The sequence below is a fragment of the Aquabacterium sp. A08 genome (genome assembly GCF_011742065.1).
The window spans coordinates 22,731-35,842 of sequence record NZ_JAAQQT010000553.1 but is presented as its reverse complement, the minus strand read 5'-3'; the positions used below and the strand labels follow the sequence as shown (position 1 = coordinate 35,842).

General features: G+C 70.5%; 13 protein-coding genes and 1 tRNA gene. 1 reads left to right on the top strand and 13 read right to left on the bottom strand.

Annotated elements, in window-relative coordinates:
- Nucleotide 1: 1 nt before the first annotated feature.
- From HA630_RS05575 to tolB, 6 genes are all read right to left on the bottom strand, one after another.
- Nucleotides 2–77 (bottom strand) — tRNA-Lys (locus tag HA630_RS05575).
- A gap of 34 nt (nt 78–111) precedes the next feature.
- Nucleotides 112–975 carry a ThiF family adenylyltransferase gene (locus tag HA630_RS05570; protein WP_166833097.1) on the bottom strand — a complete coding sequence of 288 codons (864 nt, stop codon included), beginning with the start codon at nt 973–975 and terminating at the stop codon, nt 112–114.
- Nucleotides 968–2,083: a YeeE/YedE family protein gene (locus HA630_RS05565; RefSeq protein ID WP_166833095.1), complete on the bottom strand. Its 1,116-nt coding sequence runs from the start codon at nt 2,081–2,083 to the stop codon at nt 968–970. Before HA630_RS05565 ends, HA630_RS05570 begins: the two co-directional genes overlap by 8 nt.
- 59 nt (nt 2,084–2,142) lie before the next feature.
- A complete protein-coding gene (gene ybgF, locus HA630_RS05560; RefSeq protein ID WP_166833093.1) occupies nt 2,143–2,958 on the bottom strand; it encodes a tol-pal system protein YbgF in 816 nt (271 codons plus the stop codon).
- On the bottom strand, nt 2,958–3,566 hold the full coding sequence (gene pal / locus HA630_RS05555; RefSeq protein ID WP_166833091.1) for a peptidoglycan-associated lipoprotein Pal: 609 nt from the start codon (nt 3,564–3,566) through the stop codon (nt 2,958–2,960). The genes ybgF and pal overlap by 1 nt, the downstream gene beginning before the upstream one ends.
- A gap of 49 nt (nt 3,567–3,615) precedes the next feature.
- The gene (gene tolB, locus HA630_RS05550; RefSeq protein ID WP_166833089.1) at nt 3,616–4,926 is read right to left on the bottom strand and encodes a Tol-Pal system beta propeller repeat protein TolB; all 1,311 of its coding nucleotides are present in this window, start codon (nt 4,924–4,926) and stop codon (nt 3,616–3,618) included.
- Between the two features lie 148 nt (nt 4,927–5,074).
- Here tolB and msbA point away from each other — a divergent pair, with 148 nt between their 5' ends.
- Nucleotides 5,075–6,847 carry a lipid A export permease/ATP-binding protein MsbA gene (gene msbA, locus HA630_RS05545; protein WP_166833087.1) on the top strand — a complete coding sequence of 591 codons (1,773 nt, stop codon included), beginning with the start codon at nt 5,075–5,077 and terminating at the stop codon, nt 6,845–6,847.
- Between the two features lie 9 nt (nt 6,848–6,856).
- Here msbA and rng read toward each other — a convergent pair whose 3' ends face one another.
- The 7 genes from rng to purD are packed head-to-tail and all read right to left on the bottom strand — an operon-like array spanning nt 6,857 to nt 13,112.
- Nucleotides 6,857–8,392 (bottom strand): ribonuclease G, encoded by a 1,536-nt coding sequence (rng, locus tag HA630_RS05540; protein ID WP_166833085.1) that lies wholly within the window; start codon nt 8,390–8,392, stop codon nt 6,857–6,859.
- Between the two features lie 7 nt (nt 8,393–8,399).
- Nucleotides 8,400–9,029 (bottom strand): nucleoside triphosphate pyrophosphatase, encoded by a 630-nt coding sequence (locus HA630_RS05535; protein WP_166833083.1) that lies wholly within the window; start codon nt 9,027–9,029, stop codon nt 8,400–8,402.
- 4 nt (nt 9,030–9,033) lie between these two features.
- A complete protein-coding gene (gene rlmH, locus HA630_RS05530) occupies nt 9,034–9,501 on the bottom strand; it encodes a 23S rRNA (pseudouridine(1915)-N(3))-methyltransferase RlmH (protein ID WP_166833081.1) in 468 nt (155 codons plus the stop codon).
- The gene (gene rsfS / locus HA630_RS05525; protein WP_166833079.1) at nt 9,498–10,268 is read right to left on the bottom strand and encodes a ribosome silencing factor; all 771 of its coding nucleotides are present in this window, start codon (nt 10,266–10,268) and stop codon (nt 9,498–9,500) included. The genes rlmH and rsfS overlap by 4 nt, the downstream gene beginning before the upstream one ends.
- Complete coding sequence (nadD, locus tag HA630_RS05520) at nt 10,265–10,918, bottom strand: nicotinate (nicotinamide) nucleotide adenylyltransferase (protein WP_371809206.1); 654 nt, start codon at nt 10,916–10,918, stop codon at nt 10,265–10,267. Before nadD ends, rsfS begins: the two co-directional genes overlap by 4 nt.
- Nucleotides 10,915–11,835 carry an oxygen-dependent coproporphyrinogen oxidase gene (gene hemF, locus HA630_RS05515; protein ID WP_166833077.1) on the bottom strand — a complete coding sequence of 307 codons (921 nt, stop codon included), beginning with the start codon at nt 11,833–11,835 and terminating at the stop codon, nt 10,915–10,917. The genes nadD and hemF overlap by 4 nt, the downstream gene beginning before the upstream one ends.
- Nucleotides 11,832–13,112: a phosphoribosylamine--glycine ligase gene (gene purD / locus HA630_RS05510; protein WP_166833104.1), complete on the bottom strand. Its 1,281-nt coding sequence runs from the start codon at nt 13,110–13,112 to the stop codon at nt 11,832–11,834. Before purD ends, hemF begins: the two co-directional genes overlap by 4 nt.

Sequence of the window (13,112 nt, the reverse complement as noted above, 5' to 3'; positions counted from 1 at the left end):
ATGGTGGGTCGTGCGTGACTCGAACACGCGACCTACGGATTAAAAGTCCGCTGCTCTACCAACTGAGCTAACGACCCCACCGGAAACCGTGGCAACAAGCGTTGCTTGCTGCTAAGCCTTAAATTCTAATCCTTTTTTTGGCGTTTTTGACGAGGCCCCCATTTTTTTGCCGGCCAAGGCCCCGCTGGCCAAACCGTCCATGACCCAGCCGGCGGCGCACAGGCCGAAGGTCGCCGTCACCGCCACGCTGGAGCCGTAGCCGTGGCAGTTCAGCGAGCCGTCTGCCGCACCGTCCACGGCGCACGCGGCGTCTGGCGGGGCCACCGCTTCGCGGCTGAACACACAGGTCACGCCCATGGCGCCGGTGCGCGCGGCCGCGTGGTGTTTGCGCAGGCGGTAGCGCAGTTGGGCCAGCAGTGGGTCGTGGGTGGTGGCGTTCAGGTCGCCCACCTCCACCCGGTCGCCCCGGCGCTTACCACCCGCCGCCCCCACGCTCACCAAGGGCACCTGGGCACGCAGCGCCCACGCCGCCATCGCCACCTTGGCCGACATCTGGTCGCAGGCGTCCAGCACCACCAGCGGCCGGCCGCGGGCCAACGCCTGTTCCGCCAGTCCGGCCCAGTTGTCGGGGGTCACGAAATCGTCCACCGTGTGCACCGCCGCCCAGGGGTGGATGCCCGCGATGCGTTCGCGCATGGCGTCCACCTTGGCCCGGCCAAATTGCGCGGTCAGGGCGTGCACCTGGCGGTTGGTGTTGGACTCGCCCACGTGGTCCAGATCGACCAGCGTGAGGCAGCCCACACCGCTGCGCGCCAGCGCCTCGGTCGCCCAAGAGCCCACGCCGCCGATGCCGACCACCAGCACGTGGGCGTCGAAAATCCGCTGCGCCCCGGCGGGGCCATACAGGCGGCGCAGGCCGCCGAAGCGGCGCTCAAAGCCGGCGTGGTCCACGCCGGCGGTCGGGGATTCACTCACGTTCCAACAGCCACATCTGGAAACGCAGGCCCCCCACCGCCCCGGCCAGGATGCCAACCACCGCGAACACGCTGGTCAGGCTCAGGGTGGACAGGCCCGACAGGCCCTGGCCCACGGTGCAGCCCATGGCGGTGACGCCGCCCACACCCATGCACAGGGCCCCCACCAGGTGCAGCGCCGTGTCCTGGGTGCTGCGAAAGCCCTCCCATCGGAAGGTGCGGGTCGCCACCGCGTACAGCCAGGCACCGGCCACCACCCCCAGCACCGACACCACCGCCAGCGTCAGCACCTTGGAGCTGTCGCTGAAGTAAATCAGCCAGTCCAGCGTGTAGGCCATGGGCGCGGTGAAGGTGAGCGACTCCATGCGGCCGGAGTTGGTGGCCAGGTACACCGCCTCCAAGGTGTCCGGGTGCTCGGCGACAAAGCCGAGCCGGCCGGTCACCCACCACATGGCCGCCACCGTGGCGCCAATGCCCAGGCCCGCCAGCCAGTTGTTGGCGTCGGTGCGAAAGCCGGTGCCGAGCAACGCCCACCCCACCAGCGCCAGCCCCACGGCCCCGCCCAGCCACAGGCCGGTCTCGGCCGGCGCCCAGCCTTGCGCCTGGGCCAGCCAGGCCACCACGCTGCTGCCGGGCGACAGGTCAAAAGCGACCCGGTCCACGGTGTTCACCCGCAGCACCGCGGTCAGGCCGCGCAGCGTGGCAAAGGCGGCCACGCCCATGACGAAAAACACCACCAGCGACTTGAGGCTGCCGGCGCCGATGCGCACCAGCGTCTTGCTGCCGCAACCCGAACCCAGCACCATGCCAAAACCGAACAGCGCCCCGCCCACCAGAGCCGACAACCAGATCACCCGGCCCCCGGCGTAGATGGTCTGGGCCGGGTCGATCCAGCCCAGCCAGGCCATGGTGTGAAAAGCCACCATGGCCACGCCCACGGCCATGCCCCACATGCGCATGCGGGTCCAGTCGCCCATGTTGACGATGTCGCTGACGGCGCCCATGGTGCAGAAGTGGGTGCGCTGGGCAATGAGCCCGAACGCGATCGACACGGCAAAGGCGGCCCACAGCACCTGCGTGTGGAGGTGTTGGATGTCGGAAATTTCCATGCCGCGGATTGTAGAGGCCCGCGCCCACCGGGCACGGGCCTGGGGTCGGGCGCGAAGGGTCAGCGCAGGCGGGCCAGGCGGTCCTTGGCCGCGACGGCGGCCTCAGAATCCGGGTAGGTCTTGACCACGTTCTGCAGCGTGGCCTTGGCGCTGCGCGCGTCCTTGAGTTCCAAGTGGCAGTTGGCGATGGCCAGCAGGGCCTCGGGCGCCCGCGGGTGCTTGGGCGCCAGACTCAGCAAGCGCTGGTAGCTGTCGATGGCCGGTTTGTAGCTGCGCAGGGCGTACTGGGCGTTGCCCTGCCAGTACAAGGCCACCGGCACGTAGCCGCTGTTGGGGTAGCGCGTCAGGAACTGGCCGTGCTGTTGCACCGCGCCGGCAAAATCGGCGGCGCGCAACGCGGTCATGGCCGCCTCGAAAGCGGCCTTTTCCTCGGGCTTGGCGGTGAACTCCTGGCCCTCCAGCGTCACCTGGACCGGCTCCAATGGCCGCAGCCGCTGGTCGATGGCGCCGGTGACGTCCCGCTGCTGGCGCTGCAGTTCGGCCAGGTCGCGCGCCAGGCGCTCGTTCTGGCCGCGCAACTCGGCCACCTCACGGCGCAGGCCTTCGATCTGGTTGACCAGGTCGAGCAGGCTGCGGCGCAGCGGCGAGATGCCGTTGTCCAGCTCCTGGGTCAGCTGTCGGTCGGCCGCCTCGGCGGCCTGGCGGTTGGCCTCAACCCGCGCGCGCAGGTCGATGATGGCCCGGCGCGCCTCGTCGTCACCGAACAGCGCGGCGTGGCCGCTGCCCGCCGCGGCCCACAGGCCCAGTGCCAGCACCAGCGGCCGACAGGCCGCACGGAACCGGCCGGGGCGCGTCCACAGGTCGGTCGCGCTCATCAGCGGTAGCTCAGTTCCACCCGGCGGTTGAGGCGGTAGGCCTCCTCGTCGGCGCCGGGATTGGCCGGCTTTTCCTTGCCAAAGCTCACCGATTCGACCTGCGCCTCGGCCACGCCCAGCAGGGTCAGCGAACGGCGCACCGCGTCGGCACGCTTCTGGCCCAGGGCCAGGTTGTATTCGCGGCCACCGCGCTCGTCGGTGTGGCCTTCGAGCACCACGCGGCGCTGGCGGTCGGCGTTCAGGAAGCGGGCGTGGCCTTCCAGCGTCGCCCCGAATTCGGCGCGCACGGAAAAGTCGTCGTAGTCGAAGTAGATGACCCGCGCCAGGTTCTTTGGGGGCTGACCCAGGGCGTCCGCGCCGGCCTGCACGCCGGTCACGCCGCGCGGGTCGCCGCCGGGCAGGCCAGTTGCACCGCCCCCGGCCCCGACCTGGTCCACCGGCACGCCGGAGCGGTCCGAGACCGGCACGTTCTCATCGAGCTTGACGCTGGAGCCGCAACCGGCGAGCAAGGCCGCCACCAGCGCGCCGGCCAGGCCCAGCCGCCAACGGGACGCAAAAACGGACGGGGCCGACAGGATGTGGGTGGGGGAGTGAAGGCGTGCAGACATGGTGTGCAGGAAGGGGTGGAACGGGTGGGGTGAAAGAAAAGGGGGCAGGTCAGCGCAGGAACGGGCCCCAGTCGGGCTCGCGGATGCTGCCGGGCACGCTGGCCAGGCGGGTCTTGATGCGGCCGTCGAGCGTGGTGGTCATCAGCGACTCGCGGCCCTGCACCTTGGTGGCATACATGATGAGGCGGCTGTTGGGCGCGAAGCTGGGGCTTTCGTCGGCGGTGGTGTCGGTCAGGGTGTTGAAGTTGCCGCTGGCCAGGTCCATGACGCGCAGCTTGAAGGCGCCGCCGACCCGCGCCACGAAGGCCATGGAGCGGCCGTCGGGGCTGATCGCGGGCGAGATGTTGTAGTTGCCATCGAAGGTGACGCGGGTGACGTCGCGGCCATTGCTGGCCATGCGGTAAATCTGCGGCGAGCCGCCCCGGTCGCTGACGAAGTACACACTCTTGCCGTCGGGCGAGAACGCCGGTTCGGTGTCGATGCCGCTGGTCTGCGTCAAGCGCTGCGGCTGGCCGCCGTTGGGGTCCAGCGCGTAAATCTGGGAACTGCCGCCCAGGGTCAGGGTGGCCAGCACCTGGCGACCGTCGGGCGACCAGGCCGGCGCGCTGTTGGACCCGCGGAAGCTGGCCAGCAAGCGACGCCGGCCGGTGGCCACCTCGTGGGTGTAGATGACCGGCTTGCGCGACTCGAACGACACGTAGGCCAGTTGTGTGCCGTTGGGTGCCCAGGCCGGAGAAATGATGGGCTCCGGGCTGGCCAGGGCGGACTGGGCGTTTTCGCCGTCGGCGTCGGCCACCCACAGCTGGTGGCGCTCGCCCTGCTTGGAGACGTAGGCAATGCGGGTGGAAAACACGCCGGGGTCGCCGATGAGTTTTTCATAGACGTAGTCGGCCACGCGGTGGGCGGCCAGGCGCAGGTCGGCCGCGGCCACCGGGAAACTGACCCCGCCCAGGTCCTGGGCGCGCACCACGTCCCAGAGGCGGAAGCGCACGTCGTAACGGCCGTCGGCCAGGCGCGCCACGCTGCCGGTCAGCAGGGCGTCGGCGCCGCTGCTGCGCCAGGGGCCCAGGTCGGGGCGCGCCATCTCGTCGAGCACCGCGGTGCTGCCGGGCGTGTGGCGCAACTGGCCGCTGCGCTCCAGGTCGGCGCGCACGATGGCGGCCACGTCCTGCGGCACCCCGGCCACGGTCTTGAACGGGGCGATGGCGAACGGGATCTGCTGCAGCCCCACCCCCGACACCTCGACCCGGAACTGGGCCCAGCCGCTGCCGCTGGCGGCCCAGACACCGGCCCCGCCCAACCAGGTCAGGCACTGGCGGCGGTCAAGGGCGGGCAGCGGGCGGGCGGACGTCAAAGGCATGGCGGTGGGTGCTGGCGGGGGCCAGTGGGCAAAGTGGAATCGGTCGCGCCGATAATACCGGACACGCCACGTCCCCCTGTGACCCTTTGTGCCAGAAAGGTTCCCGGACGGGGCACCACGCCCACCCAGACCCGACGCGGCCCAGACCTTGACCGACACGCCCCCTTCCCCCGCCGCCGCCCCGCCGCTGCCGCAACGCCTGCGCCGCCTGTGGCCCTACTTCCGCCAGGGCCGCGCCGGCCTGGGGCTGGCCCTGGCCGGCACCTTGCTTGCGGCGCTGACCGAGCCGGCCATTCCCGCCTTGCTCAAGGCCCTGCTGGACCAGGGCTTTGCCGCCGACGCCTTCCCGCTGTGGATGGTGCCGGCCGCGCTGATGGGCCTGTTCACGCTGCGCGGGGTGGCCACCTTCCTGGCCAACTACGGCCTGAACCACACCGCCACCCAGGGCATGGTGACGCTGCGCCGGGCCATGTTCGCCCGGCTCAACAGCGCCCGGCTGGAGCTGTTCGCGCAGCAAAGCGCCAGCAAGCTGTCCAACACCCTGGTGTACGAGGTGCAAGGCGGTACCACCCTGCTGGTCGGGGCGCTGCTGACCAGCGTGCGCACGGTGCTGACCATCGCCGCCCTGCTGGTCTACCTGCTTTACCTCAACTGGGCGCTGACGCTCATCGTGCTGGCGCTGTTCCCACCGCTGGCCTGGGTCATGCGCGCCCTGTCCAAACGGCTCTACCACATCACCCGCAGCAGCCAGCACGCCACCGACGAGCTGGCCTACGTGGTGGAGGAAAACGTGCTGGCCCACCGCATGGTGCGCCTGCACGGCGCCCAGGCCCAGCAGGCCGAGCGTTTCGAGGGACTCAACCAGGCCCTGCGCCGGCTGGCCATGAAGTCCACCGTGGCCGCTTCGGCCATGACGCCGCTGAGCCAGCTGCTGGCCGCCGCGGCCCTGTCGGCGGTGGTGATGGTGGCGCTGTGGCAGAGCGGCAGCGGCGCCACCGTGGGCGGCTTTGTCGGCTTCGTCACCGCCATGCTGATGCTGATCACCCCGATCCGCCAGCTCTCGGACCTGGCCGGCACCATCACCCGGGGCCTGGCGGCGCTGGAGCGCGGGCTGGCGCTGATCGAGCAGACCGCCGAGCAGACCGGCGGCACGCACCGCACGCCGCGCGCCCGGGGCGAGGTGGCCCTGGAGGGCGTGTGGGTGCGCTACGGCGACAAGCCGGGCGCGGCGCTGCGCGGCATCGACCTGCACCTGCGCCCCGGCGAGGTGGTGGCCCTGGTCGGCCCCTCGGGTTCGGGCAAAACGACGCTGGCCAACCTGCTGCCACGCTTTGTCGAGGCCAGCACGGGCCAGGTCCGCCTGGACGGCGTGCCCCTGCCCGACTGGGACCTGGGCAACCTGCGCACCCAGTTCGCCATGGTCAGCCAGGACGTGGTGATGCTCAACGACACGCTGGCCCACAACGTGGCCCTGGGCGACACGGTGGACGAGGCCCGGGTGCGGTCGGCCCTGGAGGCGGCCAACCTGGGCGAGCTGGTGCAGAAACTGCCGCAGGGCCTGCACACCGTGGTCGGCCACAACGCCACCGAGCTGTCGGGCGGCCAGCGCCAGCGCCTGGCCATCGCCCGGGCGGTGTACAAGAACGCCCCCCTGCTCATTCTGGACGAAGCCACCTCGGCGTTGGACAACGAATCCGAACGGCTGGTGCAGGAAGCCCTGGCGCGGCTGATGCGCGGGCGCACCACGCTGGTCATCGCGCACCGGCTCTCCACCATCGAGCACGCGGACCGGGTGGTGGTGCTGGCCGACGGGCAGATCGTCGAACAGGGCACCCACACCGAACTGCTGGCCGCCCAAGGCGCCTACGCCCGCCTGCAGGCGCAAAGCCTGGGCCGCGAGACCCTGGCCGACGGCGGCTGAAGCGCCAGCTCAGAGCAGCACGATGTCGTACTGCTCCTGCGTCATGCTGCCCTCGCTCTGCAGCGAAATCGGCTTGCCGATGAAATCGCTCAGGCCGGCCAGGTGGGCGCTTTCCTCGTCCAGGAACAGCTCGATCACCTGGGGCGAGGCCACCACGCGGAACTCGCGCGGGTTGAAGGCGCGCGCTTCGCGCAGGATTTCGCGCAGCACGTCGTAGCAGACGGTGCGGGCGGTCTTGACCTGGCCCTTGCCACCGCAGGCGGCGCAGGGTTCGCTCAACAGCTGCGCCAGCGACTCGCGGGTGCGCTTGCGCGTCATCTCCACCAGGCCCAGCTGCGAAAACCCGCCGATCATGGTCTTGACCCGGTCCCGAGCGAGCTGCTTGCGGAACTCGGCCAGCACCGCCTCGCGGTGGTCTTCGCGCACCATGTCGATGAAGTCCACGATGACGATGCCGCCCAGGTTGCGCAACCGCAGTTGGCGGGCGATGGCCTGCGCGGCCTCCAGGTTGGTGCGGAACACCGTGTCGTCGAAGTTGCGTGCCCCCACGAAACCGCCGGTGTTCACGTCCACCGTGGTCAACGCCTCGGTCTGGTCGATCACCAGGTAGCCGCCGGACTTCAGGTCCACCCGGCGCCCCAGGGCGCGGGCCATGTCCTCGTCGATGTGGTACAGGTCGAAGATCGGGCGCTCGCCGCTGTAGAGCCGCAGGCGCTCCAGCGTGCTCGGCATGTACTCGCGGGCAAAGGCCTGCAGCCCCTCGTGCTGCTCGCGCGAGTCGACATGGATGGACTGGGTCTGCGCCCCCACCAGGTCGCGCAACACCCGCTGCAGCAGGGTCAGGTCCTGGTGCAGCAGGGTGGCCGGCGGCTGGCGCGCGGCCGAGGCCTTGATGTGCGCCCAGGTCTTGCGCAGGTAGGCGATGTCCTCGGCCAGCTCCTCGTCGCTGGCGTCCTCGGCGTTGGTGCGCAGGATGAAGCCGCCTCCGCCGTCGGCGGTGAGGGCCACCAGCCGCTGGCGCAGCGCCTCGCGCTGGGCGTAGGGGATTTTTTGCGAGACACCGAGGTGCTTGTCCTGCGGCAGAAACACCAGCAGCCGCCCGGCGATGCTGATCTGCGCCGTCAGCCGCGCGCCTTTGGTGCCGATCGGGTCCTTGAGCACCTGCACCATCAGCGCCTGGCCCTCGAAGATCTGCCGCTCGATCGGCAGCACCCCGGCGGCGTTGGCGGCGGCGGCCACGGCCGGTGCGCCGTCGGCCGCGGCCTGGCCACTGGCCACCAGGGGCGCCTTGTCCTTGCCGGCGTGGCGCGCGGTGATGTTGGGCAGCAGGTCGGCCACGTGCAGAAACGCCGCGCGGTCCAGCCCCACGTCGATGAAGGCCGACTGCATGCCGGGCAGCACGCGCGAGACCTTGCCCAGGTAGATGTTGCCGACCAGGCCGCGCTCCAGCGTGCGCTCGATGTGCACCTCCTGCACCGCGCCCTGCTCCACCACCGCCACGCGGGTTTCCTGCGGCGACCAGTTGATGAGTATGTCTTGTGCCATGCCGCGATTACAGCAGACGCAGACCGGCGGCGCGCAGCACCTGCGCCGTCTCGTAGGCGGGCAGGCCCATGATGCCGGTGTAGCTGCCGCTGATGCGCTGCACCCACAGCCCGGCCAGGCCCTGGATGCCGTAGGCGCCGGCCTTGCCCATGGGCTCGCCGGTGTCCACGTAGCGGCGGATGTCGGCCGCACTCCATTCGCCAAAGGTCACCTGCGAGCGGCTCAGCGCCTGCCAGACCTGGCCCTTGTGGGCCACGGCCACCGCGGTCAGCACCTGGTGGGTGCGTCCGGCCAGGCGCTGCAGCATGCGCTGCGCGTCGGCCTTGGACGCTGGCTTGCCCAAAATGTCGCGGCCTAGCGCCACCGTGGTGTCGGCGCACAGCACCGGCCCCGGTGGCAGGCCACGGCGCTGCAGCCGTGCCACGGCGGCGTCCAGCTTGTGGCGGGTGACGCGCTGCACGTAGTGCGCCGGCGCCTCGGCCGGGCGCACCGCCTCCAGCGCCTCGGCGTCTTCGTCGGCGTCGGGCAACAGCGCCTCGCAGCGCACGCCCCACTGGGTCAGCAGGTCGCGCCGGCGCGGGCTTTGCGAAGCGAGGTACACCCAAGGGGCGGCGGCTTCGCCGGTGGCGGGGGGCATGTCGTCACTCCCGGTGGTAAGGGTGGTTGGCGTTGACCGACCAGGCCCGGTAGAGCTGCTCGATCAGCAGCACCCGCGCCATGGCGTGGGGCAGCGTCAGGTCGGACAGGCGGATGCGCAGGTGCGCCGCGGCCTTGAAGGCGGGGTCCAGCCCGTCCGGGCCGCCGATGACCAGGGCCACGTCGTCGCCGGCCATCTGCCATTCGCGCAGGTGCCTGGCCAGGGCCACAGTGGTCAGGCCGGTGCCGCGCTCGTCCAGCGCCACCACCCGGGCGCCTTTGGGGATGGCCGCCTCGATGCGGGCCCGCTCGGCCGCCAGCAGGGTGTCCAGGGTCTTGGAGCCGCGTGGCTCGGTCTTGACGGTCTTGACCTCCACCCGGCAATCGGGCGGGAAGCGTTTGGCGTAGTCGTCGTAGGCGGTCTGGGCCCAGTCGGGCATGCGCTGCCCGACCGCGACGATGACCAGCTTCATGCCTGCTTGGCGGCGGCCGGGGTCTTGCGCGGGGCGCGCGGAACAGCGCTGGCCGCTTTCGCCGGCGCCTTCTTGGCCGCGGGCTTGGCCGCCGCGCTGGCCTGGGCCACAGACTTGCGGGCCGCGGCCTTCTTGGCCGTGGGGGCGTTGACCTTGACCACCGCGACCGGCGCGCTGGCGGTGCGCGCGGTGCCCGCTGCACGGGCGCTGCGGGGCTTGGTGGCGGCCGCACCCGCCGCCGGGCGGGCGGCCGAACGCGCCGGCGCCGCCGTACCAGCGGCTTTGCGGGCCGGGGTTTTGCGCGGGGCCGCCTCGGCTGCGGCGGCCGGGGCCTTGGCGCGGGTTTTCGGCTTCGCCGGCTTCGGCTCGGCCGGCTTGGGCTCCAGGGCCTTGGCCTGGGCGGCGTGCTTCAGACGCACCGGCTTGTCGCCCCAGATCTCTTCCAGGCGGTAGTACTGGCGGATGCTGGGCTGCATCACGTGCACCACGGCCGCGCCGCAGTCCACAATGATCCATTCGCCGTTTTCCTCGCCCTCGGTGCGGGGCTTGTCGAAACCGGCCTCGCGCACCGCGTCGCGCACGCTGGCCGCCAGGGCCTTGGTCTGGCGGTTGGAGGTGCCGCTGGCGATGATGACCCGTTCGAACAGCGGCGACAGCACCTCGGTGTTGAAGACCTGGATGTCTTGCGCCTTGACGTCTTCCAGGCCGTCCACAATGGCGCGCTGGAGTTTCTGGATGTTCTTTTTGACGGCGGTTTCGCTGGTCATGTAGGCGTTTCGTAAAGGTGGTGATCGGAAATATAACGCGCAACGCCCGCGGGCACCAGCACGTCCAGATCGGGGAAGCGCCGGCTCTGGCCGTGCACGTGGGCACGCACCGCGGTGGCGCTGATGTTGTGCAGTGGCATGTCCAGGCGCACAAACGGGATGTCGATGCCGCTCAGGTCCTGTTCCAGCCGCTGCGCGGGGTCGGCGTCGGCCCCGATGTGCAAGGCACGGTTGGCCACGGCCAGTGTGGCCAGGGCCAGCACCTCGGGCCAGCGCACCCAGCTCTTGAAGGCCAGCAGCTGATCGGCCCCCAGCACCAGGAACAGCTCGGCCCCGGGGTACTGGCGGGCCAGTTCGGCCAGTGTGTCGGCGGTGTAGGACGGCCCGGTCCGCTCAATTTCACGCGGGTCGATGCACACCTTGGGCAAGCCCTCGAAGGCGCGCTCGCACATGGCCAGGCGGTGCCCGGCCGGCGTCAGGGCGCGGGTCTTGTGCCAGGCCTGGCCGGTGGGCAGCACGTGCAGCACGTCCAGCCGCAGCTGTGCCAGCACGGTTTCGGCCAGGGCACGGTGCGCCCAGTGCGGCGGGTCGAACGCCCCGCCGAACATGCCCACGCGCCGGGGCGTGCCCGGCTGCGGTGCAGGGGTCACAGCCAATCCCGGCGCACCAGGAATTCGTGGACCAGCCGGTGCTCGGGCGTGCCCGGCACGGGTTGTTCGTTGTAGGCCCAGCGCACCAGCGGTGGCATGGACAGCAGGATGGACTCGCTGCGCCCACCGGATTGCAGCCCGAAGTGGGTGCCCCGGTCCCAGACCAGGTTGAATTCGACGTAACGTCCGCGCCGGTAGAGCTGGAACTGGCGCTCGCGCTCGCCGTAGGCGCTGGCCACGCGCCGCTGCACGATGGGCAGGTAGGCGTGCAGGAAGGCATCGCCCACGGCCTGCGTCATGGCAAAGCCGCCGTCAAAGCCCAACTCGGAAAAATCGTCGTAGAACACACCGCCAATGCCGCGCTGCTCCTGCCGGTGTTTGTTGCAGAAGTAGTCGTCGCACCAGGTTTTGAAGCGCGGGTATTTGTCGGCGCCGAAAGGCTGCAAGGCGTTGGCACAGGTGCGGTGAAAGTGCACCGCGTCTTCTTCGAACCCGTAGTAGGGTGTCAGGTCCATGCCGCCGCCGAACCAGCTCACCGGCTCGCCGCCGTTCACCGGGGTGGCGGTGATCATGCGCACGTTCATGTGCACCGTGGGCACGTAGGGGTTGCGCGGGTGGAACACCAGCGACACGCCCAGCGCCTCGAACGGCGCACCCGCCAGCTCCGGCCGGTGCTGGGTGGCCGACGGCGGCAGCTTGGGGCCGCTGACGTGCGAAAACCCGCAACCCGCGCGCTCGAACACCGGGCCGTCTTCCAGGATCTGGGTGATGCCGTTGCCCTGCAGCGCGTAGCCCGGCGCTTTTTCCCAGCCGTCGGACACAAAGGCCTTGCCGTCGATTTCGGAAATGGCCGAGGTGATGCGCTGCTGCAGGCCCAGCAGGTATTCGCGCATGGCCAGGGTGTGGGCGTGGCTCATGCCTGCAAGGCCCGGTGGCCGATGTCGCGGCGGTACTGCATGCCCTCGAAGGCCACGCCGTCCACCAGTTCGTAGGCGCGGCGCTGCGCGTCGGCCACCGTGGCCCCCAGCGCCGTGGCGCACAGCACGCGTCCGCCGGAGGTGACCACCCGGCCCTCTTTCATGGCGGTGCCGGCGTGGAACACGACCGCATCGGCCTGGTCGGCCGGCAGGCGGGTGATGGCGTCGCCCTTGCGCGGCTGCATCGGGTAACCGTGGGCAGCCAGCACCACGCCCAGGGCGCAGCGCTCGTCCCACTGCAGGGTGATCTCGCTCAGGCGCTGTTCGGCCGCGGCCAGCATCACCTCGGCCAGGTCGCTCTGCAGGCGCATCATGATGGGCTGGGTTTCCGGGTCGCCCATGCGGCAGTTGAATTCCAGCGTCTTGACCGAACCGTTGGGCTCGATCATCAGGCCGGCGTACAGGAAGCCGGTGTAGGGAATGCCGTCTTGCTCCATGCCTTTGATGGTAGGCAGGATGATTTCTTCCATGGCGCGGCGGTGCACCTCGGGCGTCACCACCGGCGCGGGCGAATAGGCGCCCATGCCACCGGTGTTGGGGCCCTGGTCGGCGTCCAGCAGGCGCTTGTGGTCCTGGCTGGTGGCCAGGGCGGTCACGGTTTTGCCGTCGCACAGCACGATGAAGCTGGCCTCCTCGCCCTGCAGGAAGGATTCGATCACCACCCGCGCGCCCCCGGCGTTGTGGGCCACGCCCAGCTTGTTGTCCAGCAGCATGAAGTCGATGGCTTCGTGCGCTTCCGTACTGGTCATCGCCACCACCACGCCCTTGCCGGCGGCCAGGCCGTCGGCCTTGACCACGATGGGCGCGCCCTCGCGGTCCACGTAGGCGTGGGCCGCGGCGGCGTCGGTGAAGGTTTCGTACGACGCGGTGGGGATGCCGTGGCGCTTCATGAAGGCTTTGGAGAAAGCCTTGGAGCTTTCCAACTGCGCGGCCGCCTTCGTGGGGCCGAAGATGGCCAGGCCGTGGGCGCGGAACTCATCCACCACGCCGGCCGCCAGCGGCGCCTCGGGGCCGACCACGGTGAGCGCAACGCCTTCGGCCTGCGCCCACTCGCGCAGCGCGCGCACGTCGGTGATGTCGATGTTCGTCAGGCCAGCGTCCAGCGCGGTGCCGCCGTTGCCCGGGGCCACGAAAACCTGTGCCACGCGCGGCGACTGCTTCATCTTCCAGGCCAGCGCGTGTTCGCGCCCGCCACCGCCCACCACCAGCACTTTCAT